Origin of the sequence: Aeromonas sp. TW 6 (assembly GCF_013168745.1) — a bacterium.
GTDB lineage: Bacteria > Pseudomonadota > Gammaproteobacteria > Enterobacterales > Aeromonadaceae > Aeromonas > Aeromonas caviae.
In genome coordinates, this window is sequence record NZ_JABERS010000001.1 from 44,656 (window position 1) to 61,081 (window position 16,426).

The following is a 16,426-nucleotide window of genomic DNA, read 5'->3' on the forward strand; positions in this document are numbered from 1 at the left end:
TTGCCCTAGATGACGGCGAGGGCGCGCCCCCCGTCCACCCGGATGCTGGCCCCGGTCATGTAGTCGTTCTTCATCAGCATCTGTACCGCCTGCCAGATGGGCTCCAGACCCCCTTCCCGCGCCAGCGGCGTCTTCGCCAGCACCTGCTGGCGCCAGTCATCCCCGTGCTCGTCGAGAAACAGGATGGGGCCAGGCTCTATGGTGTTGACCCGCACGGCAGGCGCCAGTTCGCGGGCAAAGCTCATGGCCAGGGAATGGGCTCCCGCCTTGGTGGCCACGTAGGCGGCAAACTGGGGCGCCGGAGCATGGATGTAGATATCGGTGATGTGGATGATGCCCCCGTTGGGCTGGCGGGCAAGGGCAGGGGCCAGCGCCCGGTTGAGCTGGAAGGGAGCCGCCATGTGTACCCGGTAGAACTGATCAAACTGGGCCAGCTGCACCGCAGGATCCGCCGCCTGGGGCTCGAAGGCGGAGGCATTGTGGATGATCAGGGCAAGATCCTCATGGGCCGCCAGCGCCGTCACCACGGCGCCCACCTCCTCTTCCCGGGTGAAGTCCGCCTGTACCAGCTCGACGCCCACGTCTCGCAGACGATCCAGCTCGGGCCGTTCGCTGCGATAGCTGCCCGTCACCTGCCAGCCAGCGGCCACCAGCTGCTCGCACAGATAGAATCCCAGGCGACGGCCACAGCCCGTTACCAATGCACGCATACACTCTCCTTGTGGTTGTCGCCCTCCCCGATCCATGCAGGATCGCACGGAGGGCCCATTCATCGGCCATGACCTATCGATGTCCGAGGCAAAACCCATTGGCCCCCTGTCACGGCCACCGGGCATAGTGGCCCCATCGACCCCCATGGAGCCACCATCATGCTACAAATTCGCGATCATATGCAGCCATTGACCCACTCACTGCACCCCAGCCTCGGTCTGGCCGAGGCGCTGGACAGACTCCATCGGGCAAACCTGGGGGGCCTGCCGGTACTGGATGACCATCAGCACCTCGTCGGATTTCTCTCCGAGCAGGATTGCATTCCCGCCCTGCTCACGGGCAGCTATCACTGCGACACCCGTACTCTGGTCGAAGATCTGATGAGCCGGACCCCGCTGTTCGTCTCTCCTGATGACAACATCGTGGATCTCGCCCGCCAGATGGCCGGGGCCAGACCCAAGGTCTATCCAGTGATGGAGGGAGGCAAGGTGACAGGCATCATCAGCCGTCGTCAGGTGATGCAGGCCCTCAACACCCAGATGAAACAGTGTCAGGCAACCTGAGGCAGGCAACCTCGCACACGTTTCATGCCGGCCACCCTCCCGTCCACAGCCGGCGAGTGGCTGGTCCACCCCGCCCGACTCTGCCACGGGGCGGCCTGTCGAGGCAGCGCCGCCCTCCTCCCACCGGCACCGTTCGTTTGTCCCCTCCCCATTTCAGGGTTTGCCATCCGTGGTCGTCTCTAGTTAGATAGGTATCGGTCACAGTCCCTGCCGGATGCGACCCCGTCCCCAATGCTCAGGAAATGTAACATGCGACGCTTGCTCGTATTCTGCTTTCTGCTGCCCTGCTGGCTGTCAGCTAGGGAGTTGGTCATTGGTGGCATCCAGGAGCCCCCTCTCAAGTGGCTGGATGCACAAGGACACCCTCGCGGGCTGGATGTGGATCTCGTCACCGCCATCTTCGGCACGCTCCATACCCCCATCAGGATTGAGCTCATCGATTCGGGAGCCAGGCTCACCCGCAATGCCGAAAGCGGCTTCTATGATCTGCTGCTGGCCCACTCCTACAAACCGGAGCGGGAGGCCTATCTGCTCTACCCCAAACAGGCCCATATGCTCCATAGCTGGCACTTCTTCATACGCAAGGAGTCCGCAGGCCTGATCCACTATGACCATCTGACGGATCTCAAACCCTGGCGTATCGGTGTCACCCGGGATTTCTCCTATACCCCCGAGCTCGCGGCAGCCATGACAGACCCGAGCTATCACTTCCAGGAGATCCCCATCAACCAGCTGCAACTGCGAAAACTCATTGCCGGTCGTATCGACGTGGTGCCCATGTCCCTGGTCACCGCCTTCACCCAGATAAGAGAGGAGGGACTGGAAGGCAAGCTCGACTACCTGCCAAAACCCCTCAAGACCAGCCCCTACTTCAATGCCTGGACCCGTTCCCGGGCCGATGCCGACACCCCGGCCCTGATGGCCGCCTATGATGCCGAATTGCTGCACATGAAGCGGGACGGCCGGCTCAAGGCCCTCTACGACAAATACGGCATCCCCTATATCGAACCCTGACCCACCAGTCAGGGTGTCATCTCCCACAGGGTCGAATTCTGCAGCGCGGACAGGGTCTATCACGGGAGAGGGGTCTCTACGCCCCCCTCAGACCACCCGACTCAAGGCTTCACATCCCGCAGGATCGGGTTTTGCAGCGAAATCAGCGTCTCGGTGGACTGGATCTCGTCGATGGTCTGGATCTTGTGGATCAGCACCGTCTGCAACTCGTCGATGGAGCGGGTCATCACCTTCATGAAGATGCTGTAGTGGCCGGTGGTGTAGTAGGCCTCCACCACCTCGTCCAGCGCCTGCAGTTTGGCCAGGGCCGACGGGTAATCCTTGGCGCTCTTGAGGTTGATCCCGATGAAGCAGCAGACGTCGTAGCCCAGCTTCTTGGGGTTCACCTGCACCCGCGTTCCCTCGATGATGCCCGCCTGCTTCATCTTCTCTACCCGCACGTGGATGGTGCCCGGGCTCACCAGCAGTTGTTTGGCCAGTTCGGCGTAAGGCAGGCGCGCATTCTCCATCAGGGCGGAGAGGATGGCCTGATCGAGATTATCGATCCGATAATTTTCTGACACTTTTTTGCGCTCCTTTTAATGATTCATCATTAATTGATGGCTTATTTTGAAGAAAAAAACACACAAATCCTATTTCAATTATCGAATATTGAATTTAGTTGGCATTCTGTTGAAGAATCACCGCATTCAACGGATTCACGACAGGTAATTCAGCATGAAACAGCACTATATCCGCAGCCAACAGCAGATCAGCTTCGTCAAAGAGATGTTCTCCCGCCAACTCGCACTGCAACTCGGCCTGATGGAGGTACAAGCCCCCATTCTGAGCCGGGTCGGTGACGGCACCCAGGACAACCTCTCCGGCTGCGAGCATGCAGTGCAGGTCAAGGTGAAAACCCTGCCGGAGCACAGCTATGAAGTGGTCCACTCCCTGGCCAAGTGGAAGCGCCAGACTCTGGGTCGCTTCGGTTTCGGCCCGGGTGAAGGCATCTACACCCACATGAAGGCACTGCGTCCGGACGAGGATCGTCTCAGCCCCATTCACTCCGTCTACGTCGACCAGTGGGACTGGGAGAAGGTGATGCCGGGCGAGCGCCGGGATCTGGCCTATCTGCAGGAGACGGTGCGCGGCATCTGGACCGCCATCAAGGCCACCGAGCGCGCGGTCTGTGCCGAACACGACCTGACCCCCTTCCTGCCGGCGGATATCCAGTTCCTGCACAGTGAAGAGCTGCTGACCCGCTACCCGGACCTCGATGCCAAGGGACGCGAGCGCGCCATCGCCAAAGAGCTGGGAGCGGTCTTCCTCATCGGTATCGGTGGCGCCCTCTCCCACGGCGAACGCCACGACGTCCGTGCCCCGGACTACGACGACTGGAGCAGCGAGAGCGAGCTGGGGCTGGCGGGTCTGAACGGTGACATCCTGGTGTGGAACCCGGTGCTGGAAGACAGCTTCGAGATCTCCTCCATGGGGATCCGGGTGGACGCAGAGGCCCTGCGCCGCCAGCTCGCCATCACCGGGGACGAGGATCGCCTGCAGTACGACTGGCATCAGGATCTGCTGGCAGCACGGATGCCGCAAACCATCGGCGGCGGCATCGGCCAATCCCGTCTGGCCATGCTGCTGCTGCAAAAAGAGCACATCGGTCAGGTCCAGGTCGGCGTCTGGCCATCTGAAATGAAGGCTGCCATCCCAGGCATGCTGTAACGAATTGATTTGATTGCATCTGTCCTCCTATCGCGGCAACACGGCGCGGGACAGACGCGATAGCGAAGCTGGTCAGCCGGGGTGGAGAGCGTATCCCGACTGACTGTAAGGCGGGCATGGTCGCTGACTGTGCCTGCCGACCCTGGGGCTTGCCCCTGCGATCCGCTCAACCCACGTCAGATCGCATCGAATACATTCCTCCCGGCAATCTTCGGATTGCCGTTTTTTTACGCCGAAAAACTGTGCTCAAAACCCGCCCCGATCTGGTGCTGGCGCGGCAACCCCGCCTTTCTGCTGCCGGTGCAGTGGCAGGCAAACAACCGCTCCACCGCCTCTTCCTGCAGATAGGCTCCGAGCGCCACCGCCCGCTCTGGGCCGGAAAACTTCAGGTGCAGGCCGCCGATGACGGCGTGGATCCGCTCGTCGCCACACACCTCCTTGGCCCACTCGATGATGTTCTCGACCCCGGCGTGACCGCAGCCGATAAAGACGATGAGCCCCTGCTCGCTCTTGTAGGCCAGCGCCGAGTCGTCGCTGATGAGGTCTTTCTCCACCCGCCCACCCCGCACTATGTAGCCGAGCAGCGAAGGCGCAGCCCGGTCGCGCCGCACAATGCTGCCGAGGAACACCAGACGATCCGAGAGCCACACCGGCTCGGACGAGCAGTGGGGAAGCAAGCCTCTGGCCGGCAGCGACTCCCGAGCCAGCGCCCCCGACAGGCGATAGAGGTTGCGCCGCCAGAAGGGCAGCGACAGGAAGTAGCCCCGCTCGCAGAACACGTCCGGACAGGCGATGAGCGGGATGGGTCTTGGATAGGCGGGCAGCGAGCCGACCCCGCCCACATGGTCATAATGACCGTGAGAGAGCACCACATGGGTGAGAGAGGCGAGATCGATCCCCATCACGGCGGCGTTGTGGCACAACGCCCGGCCACGGCCGCTGTCGAACAGCACCCTGAGGCCGTCACACTCCAGCAGCAGCGCCAACCCTCGCTCGGGCAGACAGCCAGGCAGATGAACGTCGTCATCCACCAGCACGGAAAACTTCAGCATCTCAATCCCTCAGAAAACAAAACGCAGGCACGAGGCCTGCGTTTTTCATCGACAATCCCATTACTGGGTCATGGTGAGGCCGTTGCTGTCGGCCCCCAGCCGCAGTGTCTTGCCCGGGATGACCCGACCGCTGAGCAGGGCCTGGGCCAGCGGGTTCTCCACCTTCTGCTGGATCGCCCGCTTGAGGGGGCGCGCCCCGTAGACGGGATCGAACCCGGCGTGGACCAGCTTGGTCAGCAGCTCCTCGCTCACCTCCACCTCGAAGCCCTGGGACTCCAGACGGCTCATCAGGCTCTTGAGCTGGATGCGGGCGATGGACTTGATGTGCTCCTCTCCGAGCGGGTGGAACACCACGGTCTCGTCGATCCGGTTGATGAACTCCGGCCGGAAGCTGCGGGTCAGCACCTCCATCAGCATGGTCTTCATCTCGTCGTAATCCTTCTCGGAGTGGTGCTCCTGGATGAGATCAGACCCGAGGTTGGAGGTCATGATGACGACCGTGTTGCGAAAATCGACGGTACGCCCCTGACCGTCGGTCAGGCGGCCATCGTCCAGCACCTGCAACAGGATGTTGAAGACATCGGGATGCGCCTTCTCCACCTCGTCCAGCAGGATCACCGAGTAGGGGCGACGGCGCACCGCCTCGGTGAGATACCCCCCTTCCTCGTAACCCACGTATCCCGGAGGCGCCCCCACCAAACGGGCCACGCTGTGTTTCTCCATGAACTCGGACATGTCGATCCGCACCATGGCGTCCTGGGTATCGAACAGGAACTCCGCCAGCGCCTTACACAGCTCGGTCTTGCCCACCCCGGTGGGGCCGAGGAAGAGGAAGGAGCCGATGGGGCGGTTCGGGTCGGACAGCCCGGCACGAGAGCGGCGAATGGCGTTGGAGACGGCGTCCACCGCCTCTTCCTGGCCGATCACCCGGCTGTGCAGCTGATCCTCCATCCGCAGCAACTTCTCCCGTTCCCCTTCCAGCATGCGGGCCACCGGAATGCCGGTCCAGCGGGCCAGGACGTCGGCGATCTCCACGTCGGTGACCCGGTTGCGCAGCAGGCTGGTCTCCTGCATCTCGGCCTGGGTGGCGAGATCCAGCTGTTTCTCCAGCTCGGGGATGCGGCCGTACTGCAACTCGGACATGCGGCCCAAGTCCCCTGCGCGGCGCGCCACCTCGAGATCCTGACGGGCCTGCTCCAGCGCCGCCTTGATGTGCTGAGTCCCGGCGAGGGCAGCCTTCTCGGCCTTCCACACCTCTTCCAGCTCGTTGTATTCCCGCTCTTTTTCCGTCAGCTCCTGATTGAGCAGATCGAGGCGCTTGCGGCTGGCGTCATCGTCCTCCTTCATCAGCGCCTGCTGCTCCAGCTTGAGCTGGATGATGCGCCGCTCGAGCCGGTCCAGGGATTCCGGCTTGGAGTCGATCTGGAGCCGGATGCTGGCCGCCGCCTCGTCGATGAGGTCGATGGCCTTGTCAGGCAGCTGGCGATCCGCGATGTAGCGGTGGGAGAGCTGGGCCGCCGCGACGATGGCGGGGTCGGTGATCTGCACATGGTGGTGCAGCTCGTAGCGCTCCTTCAGGCCACGCAGGATGGCGATGGTGTCCTCCACCGAGGGCTCCTCCACCAGCACCTTCTGGAAACGGCGCTCCAGCGCGGCATCCTTCTCCACGTACTGCCTGTACTCATCGAGGGTGGTGGCCCCGACGCAGTGCAGCTCGCCGCGGGCCAGGGCGGGCTTGAGCATGTTGCCCGCATCCATGGCACCCTCGCCCTTGCCGGCGCCGACCATGGTGTGCAGTTCGTCCACGAAGAGGATGACGCTGCCCTCCTCCTTGGCCAGATCGTTCAGAACCGCTTTGAGCCGCTCCTCGAACTCGCCGCGATACTTGGCACCGGCCACCAGGGCCCCCATGTCGAGCGACAGCACCCGCTTGTTCTTGAGCCCTTCCGGCACTTCGCCATTGATGATGCGCTGGGCCAGCCCCTCGACGATGGCGGTCTTGCCGACGCCGGGGGCACCGATCAGCACCGGGTTGTTCTTGGTGCGGCGTTGCAGCACCTGGATGGTGCGGCGAATTTCGTCATCCCGGCCGATCACCGGGTCGAGCTTGCCGAGTTCTGCCCGCTCGGTGAGATCGATGGTGTACTTCTCCAGCGCCTGGCGATTCTCCTCGGCGTTGGCATCCTCCACCTTCTTGCCGCCACGGACCTTGTCGATGGCTGCCTCGAGTTTTTCCTTGGTCAGCCCCTGGGCACGCAGCAGCTCGCCCAGCGTCCCCTTCTCGTCCAGGGCCGCCAGCACGAACAGCTCGGACGAGATGAACTGATCCTTGCGCTGCTGGGCCAGCTTGTCGCAGACGTTGAGCAGGCGGCCGAGGCCGTTGGAGAGCTGTACGTCCCCTTCCACCCCGCTGACGCGGGGCAGGCGATCCAGCTCCTCGCCGAGGCGCGAGCGCAGGGTATTGATGTCGAGCCCGGTCAGGGTGAGCAGCGGGCGAATGGATCCGCCGTCCTGATTGAGCAAGGCGCTCATCAGATGGACGGGTTCGATGAATTGGTGGTCACGACCCAGTGCAAGAGACTGGGCATCGGAAATGGCAATCTGGAATTTGCTGGTCAGGCGATCGAGGCGCATTGCACTCCCCCTTCAAGACAGACGCCGCATGCGCGGCAACAACATCGCTTTCTGACAAGGAAGATGTGGTCTTGAAGGGCAATTTCAAGGGGTGGCTGTTTATTTTTTCCTCAATAGCGGTGACCGAGGGAAAACGACCTCGCAATGGCAGCCTGCACCCTGAGCCTGCTCGGCAGCAAGACATGGCCGCCAAAGGGCCATCACCAGGGAGTGAAGAGGCGCTTGCGGCCACTCGCGAGCGCCTCTTCGGCTATTTTTCCAGCCACACAAGGGAGGCCATGCGACCCGTCTGCCCGTCGCGGCGATAGGAGTAGAAGCGCTCGCTGTCGCTGAAGGTGCAGTATTCGCCGCCATAGATGGCGGTGACGCCGGCGCGGGCGAGGCGCAGTCGGGCCAGCTGGTAGATATCCGCCAGCCATTTCCCTTCGTTGAGGGATGGCACGAACGCAGCCGCCGCTTCCGCCTGCTCCGCCATGAAGGCCTCACGCACCTCGCCACCCACTTCGAACGCAGCGGGACCGATGGCCGGGCCCAGCCAGGCCAGGATCTCGCCAGGCGCGCAGCCCATGGCGGCGATGCTTGCCTCCAATACGCCCCCCTGCAGTCCGCGCCAGCCGGCATGGGCCGCCGCCACTACGGTGCCTGCCCGATCGCAGAACAGCACCGGCAGGCAGTCGGCAGTCATCACGATGCAGGCCTGCCCCGCCTCACGGGCACAGGCGGCATCGGCATCCGGTACGCGCTCATAACGGTCGCTCACCGGATGGACGGCGATGCCATGTACCTGGTTGAGCCAGTTGAGAGTGCCGGGGATCCCCGCCACCTGCTGCAGTCGGGCGCGGTTGGCCTCGACCCTGGCCGGTGCATCGCCCACATGGGCCCCGAGGTTCAGACCAGCAAAGACCCCTTCGCTGATGCCGCCGTCCCGGGTGGTCGAGAGAGCCCTGACATTGCCCGGTGCGGGCCAGTCGGGTGCGATCCAGTTCATCTGTGGCTCCTTTCGTTCATATGAAAACGGGGCCCCTTGGCTGCAACCAGTCAAGGGGCCCCGCATCAGATCATGGAGGGCAGGTTACGGCAGGAATCGTCGCAAGGCCGCCCCCGGGATCAGTTCCAGACCAGATCGTCCGGATTGGCCAGGGTATCCGCCCGCAGCACTTCCATCAGCGCCACCATGTCCTGCGGCGTGGGGGAGTGCCACTCCATCACTTCACCCGTGATGGGGTGCGCCAGCTTCAGCATGGTGGCGTGCAGCGCCTGACGGTGGAAACCTCGCAGGGCCTCGGTCAGTTCGGGGGTGGCGTTGCGCAGCAGACGCAGACGACCGCCGTAGGCGGGATCCCCCACCAGCGGATGCTTGATGTGGGCCATGTGGACACGGATCTGGTGCGTACGGCCGGTCTCCAGCCGCAACCGCAGACGGGTGTGACCACGGAACTTCTCGTGCACCCGGTAGTGGGTGACGGACTCGCGCCCGTTGGGCACTACGGCCATGTGGGTACGCTGGGTCGGGTGACGACCGATGGGGGCATCGACGGTGCCGCCGGCGGTCATGTGACCGATGGCAATCGCCTCGTACTCACGGGTGATCTGGCGTGCCTGCAGGGCTTCCACCAGGTGGGTCTGGGCGGGAATGGTCTTGGCCACCACCATCAGCCCCGTGGTGTCTTTGTCCAGACGGTGCACGATACCGGCGCGGGGGACCTCGGCGATGCCGGGGTAGCGGTGCAGCAGGGCGTTGAGCACGGTGCCGTCCGGCGTACCGGCGCCCGGATGAACCACCAGGCCGGCCGGCTTGTCGATCACCAGGATGTGTTCATCTTCATAGACGATGTTCAGCTCGATGTTCTGGGCATCCCAGCGGGTGTCGTCTGCCAGTTCCACATTCACATGTACCTGCTGCCCGGCCACCACTTTCTCGCGCGGGGTATTGGCAACCTGACCGTCCAGGGTCACTCTGTCCTGTAAAATCCACTCCTTGATGCGGGTCCGGGAGTAGTCGGGAAACAATTCGGCCAGGGCCTGGTCGAGTCGTTGCCCGAATTGGTGATCCTGAAATTCGCCTGTCAGTTCAATATGCTGGCTCATGTATGGTCTCTTGAGCGGGGGTATCAATTCGAAATAATCCGGGTATTCTAGCTTTTCTTTTAGCCAAGCATAACGGATACTTTGCCAATTTCGTGGAAATGGACCGGATGTTGTTGATGGGAAAGAAGTCTCACCTGCTGATGTCGCTCGCCTTGGTCGCTACCCTGATCACTGGCTGTTCCAGCACCAAACCCAAGGTTCCCGACGAACCGCCGGAAGTTCTGTACCAGAAAGCCCGCATCAAACTGGATACCGGCAACTACCTCAATGCCATCGAACTGCTGGAAGCGCTGGACTCTCGTTACCCGTTCGGTGCCTACTCCAACCAGGTTCAGCTCGATCTCATCTATGCCTACTACAAGCAGGATGATACCGCCCAGGCGATCGCCAACATCGACCGTTTCATCCGCCTGAACCCGGCGCACAAGAACATCGATTACGTCTTCTATATGCGCGGCCTGACCAACATGGCGGCGGATTACAACTTCTTCCAGGATTTCCTCGGCATCAATCGGGATGACAAGGACCCCTCCTACGCCCGTCAGGCCTTCCAGGACTTCAAGACCCTGCTGCAGAACTACCCCAACAGCAGCTATGCAGCCGATGCCCGTGCCCGCATGATCGGCCTGAAGAACCGTCTTGCCCGCTATGACCTGGGGGTAGCCGAGTACTACGTCAAGCGTGACGCCCTGATCGCCGCAGCCAACCGCGCCAAGCTGATCGTCGAGACCTATCCCGACACGATGGAAACCGAGAAGGCACTGGAAATCATGGTCAACGCCTATGACACCCTGAAGATGCCGACCCTGGCCCAGCATGCCCGCGAAGTGCTGGCCAAGAACTACCCGGACAACCGTCTCGGTCGCGGCTGAGTAGCGAACGGACAATGAAAAACCGGAGCCACTGGCTCCGGTTTTTTTATGGCCGACGGCGGCACTCCGGGGTCACTGGTGCTTACCCTGCTGCTTGGCCCGCATGATGTTGATGATCTCGATGTCGGTATCCAGCATCCCCTCCCTGGAGAGGCGACCCAGGTTGGCGATGGTCTGGTCCACATCGTCCGAGACGATCCCCTCGCTCTGGGGCACGCGCAGGTTGTTGATGGCCATCAGCGAGGATTTCACCGCCGCCGAGGTGGAGGTGGAGACCTTCATGGAGCAGGCGCTGCCGGCGCCGTCGCAGATGATGCCGGAAACATCCCCAATCATGTTGTTGATGCAGTGGCTGATCTGCTCGAACTGGCCTCCCAGCAGCCAGGTGATGGCGGCCCCCGATCCCATGGCGGCGGTACTGGCGGCACACAGGGCGGAGAGCTTGTTCTGGTAGGCCTTGATGTAGATGGCCACCAGGTGGCTCATCACCAGGGCACGGGCCAGCTGCTCGTCATCGGCCTTGAGGAAGCGGGCCGCGGCGACCACCGGCATGGTGGCGGCAATGCCCTGGTTGCCGGAACCGGAGTTGGACATGGCGGGCAGCATGGCGCCATCCATCCGCGCATCGGAGGCGGCAGACGACAAACGCATGGCCAGGGTCATCAGGTCGTCGGAGAGCAGCTTGCGCTCCACCTGATCGGTGAGGATCTTGCCGATGCGCAGGCCATAGCCCTGCAGCCCTTCGTCCGCCAGCGCCTGGTTCATGGTGGCCGCCTCGCGGATGAAGTCGATCTCGGCCAGCGGCACCTCCAGGGCGAAGGCCACGATCTCCTTCAGGGTCATGGCGGGCTTGTCGGCCTTGGCTGGCTGGATCTGCACCCCGGGGGCGCTGTCCTGCACCATCAGCACCTCGCCATCCTTCTCCATCAGCACGATGCGGGTGTGGTCGGTACAGATCACCACCCGGGCGCTGTGCCCCTCCACTTCGGCCAGCACCTCGGCGTAGAGCACGTCGGGCACATCCTTCACATCCACCTCTATGGTGGGCAGCAGCCCCTTGGCCGCCTCGACCTGATCCGGCGTGAGGCTCTTGAGCACCTCCAGCCCGGCATCCGGGTTGCCACCGGTGATGCCGACGGCGGCGGCCACCGGCAGGCCGATCATGCCGGTGCCGGGCACCCCGACCCCCATGCCGTTCTTGAACAGATTGCCGCTGACCCAGACGCGGGTGCGGGTCGGTACCTGGCCCAGCAGCTTGCGGCAGTTGGCCGCCGCCAGGGCGACCGACATGGGCTCGGTGCAGCCGAGGGCCGGCACCACTTCACGCTTGAGCAGGGTAATAAAGTCGGTCCATTGTGCGTTCATTGCGATGTGTCTCATGTTCATGGCGCCCGCGTGCGGGCTCGTCATTGTTGTTCGGCCAGTTCCGCCTTGTGATTGCGGATATGCAGGTAAACGGTATGGCGGGAGATACCGAGCAGTTCGGCCACCAGTTGGGCGGCATCCTTGATCTCGAAGATGCCCATGTCGTAGAGCCGGTGCACGATCGCCTTGTTGCGAACGTTGCTGCCCAGCCCGGGATCCCTGTCCACCTTGGCGATCACCTGCGCCACCAGATCATCCACCGAGCTGGCGAAGGTTTCGGTGCCGTGGGCAGGGGGCACTGCGGGCGGGGCAAAGGTGTCGAGCAGGCTGCCAAGGGGCGTGTCCAGACTGAAATTCACGCACAGCATACCGATGGGTTTGCCCTCGCGGTTGCTGATGGTGATGGACGAGGACTTCAGCAGGGAGCCCTCCCGGGTGCGGGAGAAATAGCTGCTCCACTGGCTGCCGGCGGCACTGTGCAACTTGTCGAGCGCAAAATCGGTGACCGGCGCTCCCTCCTGGCGGCCGGTGATGTGGCCGTTGGCAATCTTGATGACGGAGGCGTGCAGGCTGTCAAAGGCGTGCAGCACCACCTCGCAGCCCGGGCCAAACAGGGCGGACAGCGCCGCCACCGCAGGCTCAAAGCTGGCAATCAGATGGCGCTCTTCATCGGTCAGTGTGCTGGCGTCGCGCAAGGGAGCTACCTCGGTCATGGGGTCATCCGGTCAACGTTGGGCAAGGATAATCAAAGCGGACTCAAATAAAATTGAGCAAATCCGCTTTTTGCGCGGGCATTATGCCCGACTGGTGAGACAACACCACAAAATGTGAGCAAAATCACGACGAAAATGACAAAAAGGCCCCATGAGAGGCCTTCAAAGTGGTTTTTTGGTGCTTTTGCTCAACTTTAATTGAGCCAGGGCTCGTCAGTCAGTCCGGACAGGCAGGCACCACCGTCTGTCTGTTCCCTGCCACGGTCATCCACTCTGGTCATAAAAAAAGGGGGCCGAAGCCCCCTTTTTGTCTCATCCGGTCAACGCTTACAGCGCCTTCAGGATGGCCTCGACGCTGGCCTTGGCATCGCCAAACAGCATCTGGGTGTTCTCCTTGAAGAACAGCGGGTTCTGGACACCGGCGTAGCCAGTGTTCATGGAGCGCTTGAAGCCGATGACGTTCTGCGCCTTCCACACTTCCAGCACCGGCATGCCGGCGATGGGGCTGCCCGGATCTTCCATGGCGGCCGGGTTGACGGTGTCGTTGGCACCGATCACCAGCACCACGTCGGTGTCGGCGAAGTCATCGTTGATCTCGTCCATTTCCAGCACGATGTCATAGGGGACTTTCGCTTCCGCCAGCAGCACGTTCATGTGACCAGGCAGACGACCGGCCACCGGGTGGATGCCGAAGCGCACCTTGACGCCACGATCACGCAGCTTCTGGGTGATCTCGGCCACCGGGTACTGGGCCTGCGCCACCGCCATGCCGTAGCCTGGGGTGATGATGACGGAGCTGGCGTTCTTCAGCATGTCGGCCACGTCTTCGGCGTTGGTCTCGCGGTATTCGCCCAGCTCCTGCTCGGCGGTGGAGGCCACGCCGTCGGAGCCAAAGCCACCGGCGATCACGGAGATGAAGGAGCGGTTCATCGCCTTGCACATGATGTAGGAAAGGATGGCACCGGAGGAACCCACCAGGGCACCGGTGACGATCAGCAGGTCATTGGAGAGCATGAAGCCCGCCGCCGCCGCCGCCCAACCGGAGTAGGAGTTCAGCATGGAGACCACCACCGGCATGTCCGCACCGCCGATGGAGGCGACCAGGTGCCAGCCGAAGGCGAAGGCGATCAGGGTCATTACCAGCAGGGCGAAGGTGGAGCCACCGGCGTTGACGAAGTGGATCATCAGCGCGATGGAGACCACCACGGCCAGCAGGTTCAGCTTGTGGCGGTGCGGCAGCATCAGCGGCTTGGAAGAGATGAGGCCACGCAGCTTGCCGAACGCCACCACGGAACCGGTGAAGGTCACGGCACCGATGAAGACGCCCAGGAACACTTCCACCAGGTGGATGTTCAGCATGGCGCCGGAGAGGTGCTCGACCTGGGCGACGCTGGCCGCCTGCTCGAATGCCGCCCGGGCAGCTGCCAGGGTCGCATCCAGGTTGGAGCCGACGGAGACCACCACTTCAGCGGGGGCGGAGGGGTGCAGATCGATGAAGCTGTTGAAGCCCACCAGCACCGCTGCCATGCCCACGAAGCTGTGCAGCACGGCCACCAGCTCGGGCATCTCGGTCATCTCGACCTTGAGGGCCAGACGCACGCCGATGGCGCCACCGATGGCCATGGCCAGGATGATCCAGTGAACGCCACTGGTTTCCGGGTTGAAGACGGTGGCGAGCAGGGCGATGGCCATCCCCGCGATACCGAACAGGTTGCCATGCTTGGCCGTTTCTTGCTTCGACAGTCCCGCGAGACTGAGGATGAAGAGCACGGCGGCAACGATATAGGATGCTGTTACCAGTCCTTGAGACACGTTAAACCCCCTTAATCCTTACGGAACATCTTCAGCATGCGCTGAGTGACGGTGAAGCCACCGAAGATGTTGATACTGGCAATCAGCACGGCGACAAAGGCCAGCACGGTGACCAGGGTCGACCCTTGTCCAATCTGCAACAGCGCACCGACCACGATGATGCCGGAGATGGCATTGGTGACCGACATCAGCGGCGTGTGCAGGGCGTGAGAGACGTTCCACACCACGTAGTAACCGACCACGCAGGCCAGGATGAAGACGGTGAAGTGGGAGAGGAAGGCGGCAGGCGCTACGGCGGCCACCCAACCGAAGGCGGCGATGCCGAGGGCACCGAACACGAACTTCTTGTTGGAGGGCTTGGCCTCTTCCTTCTTGGCGGCCGGTTTGGCGGCAGCGGGTTTCTGCGGGGCGGCAGAGACGGAGATGGCGGGGGGCGGGAAGGTCACTTCACCGGCCTGGACCACCGTCATGTTGCGCTGTACCACGTCTTCGAAGTCGATGGCGACGTTGCCGTCCTTCTCCTTGCACATCAGCTTCATCAGGTTCACCAGGTTGGTGCCGTAAAGCTGGGAGGATTGGGCGGGCAGGCGGCCCGGCAGATCGGTGTAACCGATCACCTTGACGCCGTTGTCGGTGACATGCAGTTCACCCGGTACCGTGTATTCGCAGTTGCCGCCGGCCTGGGCCGCCATGTCCACGATGACGGAGCCCGGCTTCATGCTGTCCACCATTTCCTTGGTGATGAGCTTGGGTGCCGGTTTGCCCGGGATCAGGGCGGTAGTGATGATGATGTCCACTTCCTTGGCCTGCTGGGCGAACAGCTCCATCTCGGCCTTGATGAACTCTTCGCTCATCACTTTGGCGTAGCCGTCGCTGGATGCGCCATCTTCGCCGCCGAAGTCCAGCTTGAGGAATTCCCCACCCATGGACTCGATCTGCTCGGCCACTTCCAGACGGGTATCGAAGGCACGCACGATGGCACCGAGGGAACCGGCGGTCCCGATGGCGGCCAGACCGGCCACACCGGCACCGATGACCAGCACCTTGGCGGGCGGTACTTTACCGGCGGCGGTGATCTGGCCGGTGAAGAAGCGACCGAACTGGTGCGCGGCTTCCACGACGGCGCGATAGCCACCGATGTTGGCCATGGAAGAGAGGGCGTCGAGGGACTGGGCACGGGAGATCCGCGGCACCATGTCCATCGCCATCACATTGATGTTGCGCTCGGAAAGCTTCTTGACCAGCTCGGGATTCTGGGCGGGCCAGATGAAGCTCACCAGGGTGGCACCATCCTTAATTTGTGCGATTTCGGCCTCGGTCGGCGCGTTGACCTTGAAGACAAGGTCGGCTTGCCAGACGTTCGGTACCACGCTGGCACCGGCAGCCTCGAAGGCGGCATCATCGAAGCTGGCTCGCAGGCCGGCACCGGCCTCGATGGCAACCTCGAAGCCGAGCTTTTTCAGCTGCTCGACAGTGGCCGGGGTCGCTGCGACCCGGGTCTCACCGGCGAGACTCTCTCTCGGTATTCCAATCTGCATGACTATTCCCTGATGGTTAATAAACAATCATCGCCAAGTCTCTCATGTCTGAGGGGACAAGGCATGATCAAAGTGCAGGTCACGGGCCCTTTGTTATGAAAATCAGCAGGCTTCACCTCGACCTCCTGTCACGGTCAGGCCCCCGCTTTTCAGGCGCGAGGGTGATTAGTATCAAATTTTGGAGTTTTATTACAACCACGGCCCCGGGCGGGCGGGTACAGAATTCAGCCCATCCCGGACCATGATTAAAAAAAACAAACCAAATTAGGGGCTTATACCAGCAAAAAGCGCTAAAAAAAGTGATCCAACCAGTCAAAAAAAATGTTTAACCCGGCCTCTACCTTAGCGTTTTTT

Annotated in this window: 14 protein-coding genes; 4 read left to right on the forward strand and 10 right to left on the reverse strand. The window is 62.3% G+C overall.

What is annotated here, in order from left to right:
- Window positions 1–5: 5 nt before the first annotated feature.
- On the reverse strand, window positions 6–710 hold the full coding sequence (locus tag HKD46_RS00230) for an SDR family oxidoreductase (protein ID WP_039039618.1): 705 nt from the start codon (window positions 708–710) through the stop codon (window positions 6–8).
- Window positions 711–869: 159 nt separating this feature from the next.
- Here HKD46_RS00230 and HKD46_RS00235 point away from each other — a divergent pair, with 159 nt between their 5' ends.
- Together HKD46_RS00235 and HKD46_RS00240 are read left to right on the forward strand one after the other, a co-directional pair.
- Window positions 870–1,274, forward strand: a complete 405-nt coding sequence (locus tag HKD46_RS00235) for a CBS domain-containing protein (protein ID WP_043153930.1) — start codon at window positions 870–872, stop codon at window positions 1,272–1,274.
- Window positions 1,275–1,523: 249 nt separating this feature from the next.
- Window positions 1,524–2,288, forward strand: coding sequence for an ABC transporter substrate-binding protein (locus HKD46_RS00240; RefSeq protein ID WP_043153932.1), 765 nt, complete (start codon window positions 1,524–1,526; stop codon window positions 2,286–2,288).
- A gap of 101 nt (window positions 2,289–2,389) precedes the next feature.
- Here HKD46_RS00240 and asnC read toward each other — a convergent pair whose 3' ends face one another.
- Window positions 2,390–2,851 carry a transcriptional regulator AsnC gene (gene asnC, locus HKD46_RS00245; protein ID WP_041214272.1) on the reverse strand — a complete coding sequence of 154 codons (462 nt, stop codon included), beginning with the start codon at window positions 2,849–2,851 and terminating at the stop codon, window positions 2,390–2,392.
- 154 nt (window positions 2,852–3,005) lie between these two features.
- On the opposite strand from asnC, the gene asnA reads away from it, so the two are divergent.
- Window positions 3,006–3,998 (forward strand): aspartate--ammonia ligase, encoded by a 993-nt coding sequence (asnA, locus tag HKD46_RS00250; protein WP_043153933.1) that lies wholly within the window; start codon window positions 3,006–3,008, stop codon window positions 3,996–3,998.
- A 227-nt stretch (window positions 3,999–4,225) separates the two neighbouring features.
- Here asnA and HKD46_RS00255 read toward each other — a convergent pair whose 3' ends face one another.
- The 4 genes from HKD46_RS00255 to rluD form a co-directional block, all read right to left on the reverse strand.
- Window positions 4,226–5,050 carry an MBL fold metallo-hydrolase gene (locus HKD46_RS00255; RefSeq protein WP_043153935.1) on the reverse strand — a complete coding sequence of 275 codons (825 nt, stop codon included), beginning with the start codon at window positions 5,048–5,050 and terminating at the stop codon, window positions 4,226–4,228.
- A 60-nt stretch (window positions 5,051–5,110) separates the two neighbouring features.
- On the reverse strand, window positions 5,111–7,684 hold the full coding sequence (clpB, locus tag HKD46_RS00260) for an ATP-dependent chaperone ClpB (protein ID WP_041211934.1): 2,574 nt from the start codon (window positions 7,682–7,684) through the stop codon (window positions 5,111–5,113).
- A gap of 250 nt (window positions 7,685–7,934) precedes the next feature.
- Complete coding sequence (pgeF, locus tag HKD46_RS00265; RefSeq protein ID WP_171864729.1) at window positions 7,935–8,672, reverse strand: peptidoglycan editing factor PgeF; 738 nt, start codon at window positions 8,670–8,672, stop codon at window positions 7,935–7,937.
- Window positions 8,673–8,791: 119 nt separating this feature from the next.
- Window positions 8,792–9,772 carry a 23S rRNA pseudouridine(1911/1915/1917) synthase RluD gene (gene rluD / locus HKD46_RS00270; RefSeq protein WP_010675991.1) on the reverse strand — a complete coding sequence of 327 codons (981 nt, stop codon included), beginning with the start codon at window positions 9,770–9,772 and terminating at the stop codon, window positions 8,792–8,794.
- A 116-nt stretch (window positions 9,773–9,888) separates the two neighbouring features.
- Here rluD and HKD46_RS00275 point away from each other — a divergent pair, with 116 nt between their 5' ends.
- A complete protein-coding gene (locus HKD46_RS00275; RefSeq protein WP_029314864.1) occupies window positions 9,889–10,644 on the forward strand; it encodes an outer membrane protein assembly factor BamD in 756 nt (251 codons plus the stop codon).
- 72 nt (window positions 10,645–10,716) lie between these two features.
- On the opposite strand, the gene HKD46_RS00280 is transcribed toward HKD46_RS00275, so the two are convergent.
- From HKD46_RS00280 to HKD46_RS00295, 4 genes are all read right to left on the reverse strand, one after another.
- Complete coding sequence (locus HKD46_RS00280; RefSeq protein ID WP_041215805.1) at window positions 10,717–12,024, reverse strand: serine dehydratase subunit alpha family protein; 1,308 nt, start codon at window positions 12,022–12,024, stop codon at window positions 10,717–10,719.
- A 26-nt stretch (window positions 12,025–12,050) separates the two neighbouring features.
- The gene (locus tag HKD46_RS00285) at window positions 12,051–12,722 is read right to left on the reverse strand and encodes a transcriptional regulator (protein ID WP_043153940.1); all 672 of its coding nucleotides are present in this window, start codon (window positions 12,720–12,722) and stop codon (window positions 12,051–12,053) included.
- Between the two features lie 327 nt (window positions 12,723–13,049).
- On the reverse strand, window positions 13,050–14,534 hold the full coding sequence (pntB, locus tag HKD46_RS00290) for a Re/Si-specific NAD(P)(+) transhydrogenase subunit beta (protein ID WP_010675995.1): 1,485 nt from the start codon (window positions 14,532–14,534) through the stop codon (window positions 13,050–13,052).
- 11 nt (window positions 14,535–14,545) lie between these two features.
- Complete coding sequence (locus tag HKD46_RS00295; protein WP_010675996.1) at window positions 14,546–16,072, reverse strand: Re/Si-specific NAD(P)(+) transhydrogenase subunit alpha; 1,527 nt, start codon at window positions 16,070–16,072, stop codon at window positions 14,546–14,548.
- Window positions 16,073–16,426 lie beyond the last annotated feature (354 nt).